General features: G+C 69.2%; 4 protein-coding genes. All 4 read right to left on the reverse strand.

The window, feature by feature from the left end; all coding sequences use genetic code 11:
• Positions 1-667: 5,10-methylenetetrahydromethanopterin reductase (locus GJ629_RS15450; RefSeq protein WP_157513807.1), on the reverse strand; the 667-nt coding region annotated here is incomplete at its 3' end.
• A complete protein-coding gene (locus tag GJ629_RS15455; RefSeq protein WP_157513808.1) occupies positions 667-1,419 on the reverse strand; it encodes a coenzyme F420-0:L-glutamate ligase in 753 nt (250 codons plus the stop codon). The genes GJ629_RS15450 and GJ629_RS15455, both read right to left, overlap by 1 nt.
• Positions 1,420-1,500: 81 nt before the next feature.
• A complete protein-coding gene (locus GJ629_RS15460) occupies positions 1,501-1,686 on the reverse strand; it encodes a hypothetical protein (RefSeq protein WP_157513809.1) in 186 nt (61 codons plus the stop codon).
• A 104-nt stretch (positions 1,687-1,790) separates the two neighbouring features.
• On the reverse strand, positions 1,791-2,285 hold the full coding sequence (locus tag GJ629_RS15465) for a metallophosphoesterase family protein (protein WP_157513810.1): 495 nt from the start codon (positions 2,283-2,285) through the stop codon (positions 1,791-1,793).
• Between the last annotated feature and the right edge of the window lie 189 nt (positions 2,286-2,474).

Genomic DNA, 2,474 nt, shown 5'->3' on the forward strand with positions numbered 1-2,474 from the left:
CGGCCTCGCGGGCGGCGTCGGCGTCCTCGGCCACCGAGACGCTCCCGTAGGCGGCGAAGTCGAACTCCCCGCGGTGGTCGGGTCGTTCTTCGAGGCCCTTCGCTACCTGATCGGCCGCCCACTCGACGTCTCGCGGGTGGACCCCGTTGTAGAGGACGCCGTCGGCGTGTTTGGCGGCCATCCGCGTCATATGCGGCCCCTGCGCGCCGACGTAGACGGGGATGGACTCGACCTCGTAGTTCAGGCCGGCGTCGTCGGCCCGGAAGGTGCCGTCGTGGTCGACGCGTTCCCCCGCCCAGAGCTCCTGAGCGACTTTGAACGTCTCCAGCGTGCGCCGGAGCGCGTCGTCCTGATCGAAGCCGAGGTTCGCCAGCGTCGACGCGTCGCCCGGGCCGATACCGAAGCGGCCGCGACCTCCCGACACCTCCTGGAGGGTCGCCATCCGGGAAGCCAGCGTCACGGGGTGGGTCTCGTAGGGGTTGGCGATGCCCGGACCGAGGGCGATGTCATCGGTCCGGGACGCCATCTCCGTGAGCGCCATAAACTGGTCGCGGTTGTTGTAGTGGTGGCTGACGAAGGCGGCGTCGAGGCCGGCCGATTCGGCCGTGGCCGCGAAGTCAGCGAGCGTTCCGACTGGGTGTTCCGGTGTGAGTTCGAGTCCGTACATCAGTAGCTCCACTGCCGCAGCGCCTGTCGAACGAAGTCGGTTTCGGCGTCCCTGAACAGCATATCGTGGCCGTCGTGGTCGCCGAACTCCCACTCGCGGACGACCGCGACCGGCGTCCCGCCGTCGCCCTCGCCGGTGACGAGGTTCGCCGTCCCCGCGAGTTCGTCGACGACGGACTGGACGGTCACGCCCAACTCGCGGCCGTCGCGGTCGGGTTCCCCGCGCCAGTCGCGGTTCGCCCACATCCCGTCCCACCCCAGCGCGACCGCACGCTGGCCGTGGCGGAACGGCCGCCCCGAGGTGTCGGTGACGACGACCGGCGGCGACCCGGACAGCCCCTCGCGGAGCGCGGCCGCGCTCGCCGACGGGTCCTCGGGCAGCAACAGCAGGTCCGATCCGGGGACGTTCGAGCGGTCGATACCCGCGTTGACGGTGATGTGGCCGAAACGGGTGGCGGTGAGTAGAAACGGCGCGGTCATCAGTAGCTCCTCGCTCTCGTCCAACACCGCCTGGGCGAAGCGTGGGTCTTTGTCTTCGCCAGTGATTCCCGACAGACGCCGGGCGATGGCTCGCGCCCGCTGGCCCGCCTCGAAGTCGGACATATCGTACGCCCGCCCTTCGGCCTTCGAGACGACGGTACTGGCGACACAGACCACGTCCGTCGGCCGGAGGTCGACTCGCTGGTCGATCAGCGCCGCTAGGTCGTCGCCGGCGGTTATCTCGGGCAGGTCGGGGACCGCGAAGACCTCCATACGCCCCTCTGGGGGGTCCCCGATAAAAAGGACGCCGCTAGGAGCAGGCGCTGCCGACCGTGCTGAACGTTCACAGTCCGCTCAGTCGCCGTCGGACCGCCGTTCGTGTTCCTCGGCCGCCTCCGAGAGCTGTCCGAGTCGCCGCTCGGCGGTGTACCGGCCGTTGTACGCCGGGTCGAGGTACGGGCCGTCGCCGCCCTCGATGCGGTCTTCGGGGTCCTCGACCGCCCACCACGACCGCAACCGCTCCAGCAGGGGCCTGAGCATATCTACAGCTTCGCGCCCTGAATTGAAAAGTATTATCCAAAAATAGAGGTATTTAGACAAATCCGGGAATTATAGCGAGATTTTCCGTCTCTCGGGCACCGGAACTACGCCCGGTGGACGGTCACGTCCAGTTCCCCGTCGCTCGCCGTCGCGGTCAGCATCGTCGCCGCGTCCGCCGGGGCCGCGCCCGTGACACTGCCGGGGTTGAGCAGGCGGTAGCCCTCGACCGTCTCGTCCAGCAGTTCGTGGGTGTGACCGGCGACGCCGACGGTCGGTTTCTCGCCCGCGTGGTCGTCGACGATGCCCGCGACGCGGGACTCGTAGGTACGCTTCGACCCGGCCCCGTGGGTCAACACGAAGCGGACGCCGCCCAACTCGACGGTTTCGACGGTCGGCAGGTCCAGTCCCCGAGGGTCGGTGTTGCCGCCGACGGCGACCAACCGCGAGGCAAGGCCTCGGACGTCCGCGAGGGCCTTCGTCGAGTCGAAATCGCCCGCGTGGAGGACGTACTCGGCCGTCTGTATCTCCCGCCGCGCCCACGCCGGAATCGACTGCGCCCGGGAGGGGATGTGCGAATCGCTGACGATGGCGATGTCCATACCACTCCCTCGACCGCTCGGGACAAGAACCCGTCGCGGCAGTGGCGTTTTGTCGCCGACACCCCACTGGGGCCGTATGCACGTCGCAGTCGCACTCCTGCGCGCGGACGGCCGGCTGTTGCTCCTCCCCGAGGACGACCGCTGGACCGCTCCGTCCGCGCCGGTCGAGGGCTCCCCGGCCGATGCCGC

This window comes from Halapricum sp. CBA1109, from assembly GCF_009741825.1.
Classification (GTDB): domain Archaea; phylum Halobacteriota; class Halobacteria; order Halobacteriales; family Haloarculaceae; genus Halapricum.